Below are 6,802 nucleotides of genomic sequence, written 5' to 3'. Positions count from 1 at the left end.
AAGGTTTCATCCTATTTTACCTTTTTTTGTCTACCCCCTTGACAATTTGCACTTTTTCTTAACTTGTCACAAATGGTAAAGCCCTGGTAGTCTCTACTGGCTGTCTATCCTGATATGTCTACGGATATGGACGTTCGTAGAAGATAATCACTTGAATATTCGGGAACCTCATCTTAAAATCCTCATCACAAGTAATGTTGCAACCAGAACACATATCTCTCTCAGTGTAGAGGTAGAGTATTCCTTCTGCATCCAAGGAAAGATCATCTCTTTCCAAATCTTCTGCAAGTTTATTGAAAAGCTTGTACTCGGCGTGTTCTTTGTTGTTGCAGGATGCTATTCTGTTAAGCCTTGGCTCAAAAAACAACTTTGGCCCATCCTCTTCACCTGGAATATTTAGAGGATCTCGCTTGCTGGTAGCTTCTTTGCTATAAACTCCACCCATTTCGAGTTCGAGTTTGGCAGCAGCAGCATTACCAGAACGGGTTTTTATAATATGGATCGATCGAACTTCTTGAGTCTTAGTCCGCAGTTCCTCTGCGATATCCCTATCGGACTCCGGTATGTCTTGGGGATACTCGTAATGAGGTGTGTTTCTATAGGGGTTTCCTGTAGTTAAGTTTTTTGTCACGCGAGTAAAATTTATTTTTAGAAATAATTTTATATATAAGCTGACTTAGACATAAGCTTAAAGCCTCGTCTGACTCAGGTCTTTTAATTATACCCCACTTTCAAATTAACTGCAAACTCTGCTCGGACACCTCTAATTCAGCCCATTTTAATCGTTCTTGAATAGACATTCCCTGCAACTTTTTACTCATTTCATATAAATCAACTTGGGGATAATCCCCCTTAAATAGCGGAATTAAAGCCTCCACAACAGCAGCTATTCCCTGCGGCGGCACTGCATTGCCAATCTGCCGCCGCACTTCAGTCGTAGAACCTTCAAAAACAAAATCATCGGGAAATGTTTGCAATCTTGCCCTTTCACGATTTGTCAAAGAACGCGGTTCTAAATAATGATAACCCCAAGTCCCGCCACCTCCACCCGCAATAATTGTTGATGATGGTTTATCTGGATGAATTCGCCGATAAACGTGACTGATCATGCCTTTGACATAGTACGGACTATCCTTGGGAATATCGGAAAAATTCCCTCCCGGTTTAATTCGATTTAAAATTTCAACGGTGCGGGTCTGAATTTTATGATGTTTGTTATTGTCAAGAACTGCTTCCACATTTTTGAGTGCTTCGCCCGCAGTTCGATAGGGATTATTGCGATTTGGCCCGTATTCTGGCTGAGGATGCACAAAGTTAAATCCTGTATCCATCCGAATGCCAACTAATAACACTCTTTGGCGAAATTGGGGAACTCCGTAATCAGCAAAGTTGTAGAGTTTAGGTTTAACTAAGTAGCCTGGTGCTATACTTTCAAAATCAGAAATTATTTGTTTTATTGCTTGATAATTATTGGCACTTAATAAGCCTTTGACATTTTCTGCTACAAAAGCTTTGGGCTTTTTTTTGTTGACAAAATCGAGAAAGTATGTATATAAATTACCTCTGGTTCCTTCAAGTCCGGGTCGTTTCCAAATCAGGGAGAAATCTTGACAGGGGAATCCTCCTATACATATTTCAGCTTCGGGAACTTGTGCAATGTCTATATTTTCTATGCTGTCGTTGATGATGACATCAGCAATGTTTCTGCTGAATGTTTTGCAGGCGTATGGATTGGAGTCGATCGCCCAAACTACTTTAAACCCCGCTTTGTGGAAGGGCAAGTCCATGCCGCCGCAACCTGAAAACAATGATATCAGTCGCGGTTTTTTTTCCCAATTTATGGGATCTAGACGTTCAATTAACATAGGACTGTAACCTGAGGCAATAGCGGGAAGGATGCCCGGGACACAAGAGTGTGATTATATCAAATAGTCGTAAGGCGCGCACGGATCACCTTACTAAGACTCTATTTCTTTTCATGTTTCACTGTTCGTCATCTAATTCGATTCCCGCTTGACGCAATTTTTCTGCCAATCTTTCAGCGCGGAGTCGTTCGCGATCGGCTCTTTCTTCCGACCAAAGCAACAACTCGCCTTCTGCATCCCACCACCTCAACCAACAGCCTGTCCTTCCTTCGTGCGTTCCTTCCCAAATACCTAAAAATAGGTTTAATCCCGGTATCCAATAACGTCCGTTTTCATCAGGTTTTTGGAAGTTGTAGTGCTCGGATTCTAAAGCGTAAACTTCTAAATGAGCTGTTTTGGCTCGGAATATGACGTATCGGGGGACTTTGATTACTTGCTCGTAAAAATACCACTTTCCCAACCGCGAGGTAAATTCAACGGAGTATTCTTCTCCATAGGTTTCTGAAAGAAATTCCATCACGATTTGGGGGATGGTTCCTTCTGTGTGCGGCGTGTAACTGCGGCGGACTTGCGAGACGTTTTTTGGAGTGACGGGTTTCACGTACATCCAATCTGGTGCTTTGCAGATAATACGCTGTTCGTCGCTGCTTGAACCTGGGAAACTTATGCCGGCACAAATGGCAAAGTTGGAAACAATTAAGGCATCCTGCATTAATTCAGGAAATGCTGTTAGCGGCTGGCGCAAAGCGGCGGCTAATAATGGTTGGCTTTCGTCTTCTACGGGGTCGTCTGGTAGTTGGAAATCTTCTGGTAGTAGCGGCCAGGTGATTGTGAGTTGTGTTTCTGGGTTTTTAGTTGCTACAGACATAGTTGATCGGAGGTTAAATGTTTTAATGCTTAAATTATATCTCTTCGTTTTTGGGATTAATGTTAATGGCTTAATGACGAGGCAGAGCCTCTGGATATGCGTTACCGGGCAGAGCCTGGTAACGAGAGGATTGACGAGGCAGAGCCTCTGGATATGCGTTACCGGGCAGAGCCTGGTAACGAGAGGATTGACGAGGCAGAGCCTCTGGATATGCGTTACCGGGCAGAGCCTGGTAACGAGAGGATTGGAATTCAAAGTCCCCGCAACGATTCGGGGGATTTAGGGGGATATAGACTGGGCTAAAACAGAGAGTTCTAAGGGTTGTTAATTTTCTGCTGTAGCTCGTTTGTCATTGCTAGTAGTTTTGATTGGGCGATCGCACTTTGTTCACCACTCGCCAACCACTTCAATTGTACCGTCTCGTTTTCAGCTTCCGCATCTCCCAAAACTAAACACGCAGCGGCGCCCCTTTGAACTGCTCTTTTAAACTGTTTACTGAAAGGACTGCCGCTCAAATCCATCTCTACAATAAACCCCGCACTCCGCAATTTTTGAGCTAACAAGACGGATTGCTGTTCTGCTTTTTCTCCCCTGGATACCAAATAGAAATCTAAATTCGGCGCGGGCAATGGTTGCAACTTTTGCAGCAGAATAATCAGCCTTTCGATACCCATTGCCCAACCGACTGCTGCGGTATCTGGGCCGCCCAATTCCTTAACTAAACCGTCGTAGCGGCCGCCCCCGCAGACTGTTGCTTGCGCTCCCAAATCGTCGGAGATAATTTCAAATGCTGTGTAGGTATAGTAATCTAAACCGCGCACTAATCTGGGATTTAACTGATAGCTGATTCCTAAATTGGTGAGCATTTGCTGCACTTGCTCGAAGTGCGATCGCGATTCCTCTCCCAAATAGTCCAAAATACTCGGCGCACCAGCTACAATTTCTTGAGTGCGCTGATTTTTGCTGTCCAATATCCGCAGCGGGTTTCGAGTCAAGCGGTCTTGAGAATCTGTATCTAATTCGTCTTTGTTCGGTGTAAAATAATCTATCAAAGCTTGTCGGTAATTTTGTCTGTCTTGCTTATTTCCGACAGAATTAATATCGAGACGCAAATTTTTTAAGCCAAGGGTTTGCAGGATGTCGCAGGCGATCGCAATTACCTCGACATCCGCACGAGGATCGGCAGTTCCCAAAACTTCTACGCCAATTTGGTGAAATTGCCGCATCCGTCCCTGCTGAGGACGTTCGTAGCGAAACATCGGCCCCGCGTACCAAAGACGCTGCAATCCACCTTGAGCTTCTAAACCATTTTGAATAAAAGCTCGCACTACTCCGGCTGTGCCTTCTGGACGCAAAGTAATCGATCGATCGCCCTTATCTTTAAAAGTGTACATTTCCTTACCCACAACATCGGTAGCTTCCCCAATGCCGCGTTCAAATAAAGATGTTTGTTCAAATATCGGCGTCCGAATTTCCCGATAAGCCGCTTTTTTCAAAATTGTTCTAGCCACTTCTTCGACATTTTGCCAATATCGAATTTCATCGGGCAAAATATCTCGCGTTCCCGTTAAAGTTTTAATTGCACTCATTTTGTTAGTCATTGGTCATTAGTCATTGGTCATTAGTCATTGGTCATTAATCATTGGTGGTCGATCATTAATCATTAATCATTGGTCATTGGTATTAAAGTAACTGGTATGAAAGTTGTTAGCAAATAGCCTTTTAACTAAGCAGCTCATAACTTCTGTACTCGTTAGTTCTGTGTCCTTAACTCTTAGCTAATGACTAATAACTGCTGACTAATGACTAATGACTTAATAATTCCCAAACTCCGTAACGATCGCCATAATAAGCCAAAATGCGATCGACTCGTTCGCGACCTGCCAAGTCGAACCCTTCAGGATACTGTATCCACAAACCCCCAATTTGGCTGTCGCTGTAATCAAACCGCTGCGACTGCTGCGGAATTAAACCGGTATGCACCCCTTCAACTTGACGCAAATGAACCGCCACTTCGCGATACACCGCCAACGGCAATCCAGGGCATTGAATTTGATAGCGGAGTTGTTTTTCTTGTGCCGTTTGCATCATTTCTTTGCCTGTCCCCAACCTGATCCCCTACTTAAGATACTTCTTTATCGATCGGCCCCGGTAGAGGGCAGCAGTTAATATTGTCCAAACATACCTTCCCCCACTGCAACGCCCAGCGCACCAGCGTAACTCGATTGTCAGCGCGCGTCTTGTTCAAGATATTGCTAATGTGGTTGTCAACTGTACGCTTGCTAATCTCTAACTTTTCCGCTATTTTCTCATTAGTCAATCCCGCCGCTACTAACTCTACCACTTGCAATTCTCTGTCCGACAGGGTGACAGGGGTCCCAGAGACGATCCCGCTCATAAATTTTTCCTATGTCTGCATATTTACCTATCTACAATTCTAGAGGATTAGGGATGAAGTATGAAGAGAAAATTAAATTTGCTGTGCTACTGTTTCGGGTCCGAGGCACCAACTCGCTTGCAGAATCGCAAAAACTGCAAACTCAGCGCCGACACAGCATGACCCGCAACGACTTGCACTGCTGGCACCGTTCCGGTGGCGGGCGAGCCCTTTACCTGCGCGCATCTGACATCCGGGCCAAACCCGCAGAGGTTTTCAGGTAAAACAACTGATACGCCCGCACTGCACTTGTGCGTTGAGCTAGTAACTGCCAGTATCAGTAAGTCTGATATTATAGGAGCAGCCATTAAAAAATAGCTTGCAATTTTTCTGAGATGGGTTAAAAATAATTGTTGACCTGTCTACTGCTGCTCTAAAATCTAAAATCTAAAATCTAAAATCTAAAATTGATATGACCTATCCTCGCGTTCTGTGTCTGGGTGAAATCTTATTTGATTGTTTAGCAGACCAATCAGGAGTATCTCTCGAAGAGGTAGAATCTTGGACTGCATATCCCGGCGGTGCTCCTGCTAATGTTGCCTGTGCTTTGGCTAAATTGGGGACGGCGGCGGGATTTATCGGTGCTGTAGGTGGGGATGAATTGGGGAATTCCCTAGTGGAGGTATTGCAAAAAGTAGGGGTTGATACCGCGGGAGTGCAGCACCATCCGAGTGCGCCGACGCGGCAAGTTTATGTTTTGCGGAATCAAGCGGGCGATCGAACTTTTGCTGGTTTTGGCGAATTTCATACTGCGGATTTTGCCGACACCCACCTCCTCGCTGCACAACTACCCGAGGTGCTGTTTGAAAATGCGGAATTTTTAGTGCTAGGCACTTTAGAATTAGCTTATCCTGAAAGTCGAGAGGCGATCGCCCGAGCGATCGAGCTAGCAGAACAGTACGACGTTAAAATTATACTTGATATCAATTGGCGTCCCGTGTTTTGGCCAAATCCAGACGAAGCAAAAGCGCACATTAGAAAACTCTTAAAAAAAGTTGATTTTGTCAAGTTATCGGAGGAAGAAGCCGAATGGTTGTTTGACACTACCGACGCTGGAGCTATTACCTACCGCCTCGATTCTGTAGAAGGCGTTTTGGTGACTGCGGGCGAGAAAGGTTGCGCCTATTGTATCTCGGAAAATGAAGGAAAAATCCCCGCCTTTAAAGTAGATGTTGAGGATACAACAGGTGCCGGCGACGGGTTTCTGGCTGGTTTTGTCAGCCAATTGTGCAAGGTGGGAATTAAGGGTTTAGCCGCTCCAGAAATAACAAAAAAAGTTGTAACTTATGCGAGTGCGGTAGGTTCGATGACAGCGATGAAACCTGGTGCAATTGCGGCTCAACCAACCGCCGCTGAAGTAGAAGCTTTCTTGTATTTGTACAAAAATTAGCACGCCAAACCTCTCCCCCGGAAACGGAGAGGGGGCTAAATTTGGTTCAGAAACCCGGTCGAGCCGAAAAAAATAACTCTTATACAAATCCGCGTTAAAAACCCTCGATAAGACTCGGCGATTAAAATCGCTACTCTACAAACTCTCGCCCTAGTTAAGAGAAACTAAGGATCGCGAATTAAATAACTTACAATTTTAATTGTTATTGTGGGATGGGCGTCCCGCCCGTCCAAAAAGGACGG

At 44.7% G+C, this 6,802-nt stretch carries 9 protein-coding genes; 3 read left to right on the top strand and 6 right to left on the bottom strand.

The features are described from left to right. Window positions 1–118: 118 nt before the first annotated feature. The 3 genes from QUB61_RS36870 to QUB61_RS36860 all read right to left on the bottom strand — a co-directional run bounded on the left by QUB61_RS36870 (window position 119) and on the right by QUB61_RS36860 (window position 2,733). Entirely contained in the window at window positions 119–631 is a 513-nt protein-coding gene (locus QUB61_RS36870; RefSeq protein WP_333136081.1) for a deaminase domain-containing protein, read from the bottom strand. Between the two features lie 100 nt (window positions 632–731). After that, on the bottom strand, window positions 732–1,865 hold the full coding sequence (locus QUB61_RS36865) for a DNA cytosine methyltransferase (RefSeq protein ID WP_333136082.1): 1,134 nt from the start codon (window positions 1,863–1,865) through the stop codon (window positions 732–734). Between the two features lie 118 nt (window positions 1,866–1,983). Then, a complete protein-coding gene (locus tag QUB61_RS36860) occupies window positions 1,984–2,733 on the bottom strand; it encodes a Uma2 family endonuclease (RefSeq protein ID WP_333136085.1) in 750 nt (249 codons plus the stop codon). Between the two features lie 96 nt (window positions 2,734–2,829). On the opposite strand from QUB61_RS36860, the gene QUB61_RS36855 reads away from it, so the two are divergent. Beyond that, window positions 2,830–3,036, top strand: a complete 207-nt coding sequence (locus QUB61_RS36855) for a hypothetical protein (protein WP_333136087.1) — start codon at window positions 2,830–2,832, stop codon at window positions 3,034–3,036. A gap of 11 nt (window positions 3,037–3,047) precedes the next feature. On the opposite strand, the gene hisS is transcribed toward QUB61_RS36855, so the two are convergent. From hisS to QUB61_RS36840, 3 genes are all read right to left on the bottom strand, one after another. Beyond that, window positions 3,048–4,322: a histidine--tRNA ligase gene (gene hisS, locus QUB61_RS36850; RefSeq protein ID WP_333136089.1), complete on the bottom strand. Its 1,275-nt coding sequence runs from the start codon at window positions 4,320–4,322 to the stop codon at window positions 3,048–3,050. A 217-nt stretch (window positions 4,323–4,539) separates the two neighbouring features. Beyond that, on the bottom strand, window positions 4,540–4,821 hold the full coding sequence (locus QUB61_RS36845; RefSeq protein WP_333136095.1) for a hypothetical protein: 282 nt from the start codon (window positions 4,819–4,821) through the stop codon (window positions 4,540–4,542). A 34-nt stretch (window positions 4,822–4,855) separates the two neighbouring features. Continuing rightward, a complete protein-coding gene (locus QUB61_RS36840) occupies window positions 4,856–5,131 on the bottom strand; it encodes a photosynthetic electron transport-dependent transcriptional regulator PedR (RefSeq protein WP_015177040.1) in 276 nt (91 codons plus the stop codon). 11 nt (window positions 5,132–5,142) lie between these two features. Between QUB61_RS36840 and QUB61_RS36835 the strand changes: the two genes are divergently transcribed. Then, a complete protein-coding gene (locus QUB61_RS36835) occupies window positions 5,143–5,394 on the top strand; it encodes a hypothetical protein (RefSeq protein ID WP_333136091.1) in 252 nt (83 codons plus the stop codon). 188 nt (window positions 5,395–5,582) lie between these two features. Then, window positions 5,583–6,560, top strand: coding sequence for a carbohydrate kinase (locus tag QUB61_RS36830; protein ID WP_333136093.1), 978 nt, complete (start codon window positions 5,583–5,585; stop codon window positions 6,558–6,560). Window positions 6,561–6,802: the final 242 nt, after the last annotated feature.

The sequence above is a fragment of the Microcoleus sp. C2D2 genome (genome assembly GCF_036702495.1).
Lineage (GTDB): Bacteria > Cyanobacteriota > Cyanobacteriia > Cyanobacteriales > Microcoleaceae > Microcoleus.
This window is presented reverse-complemented; position numbering and strand designations above follow the sequence as displayed.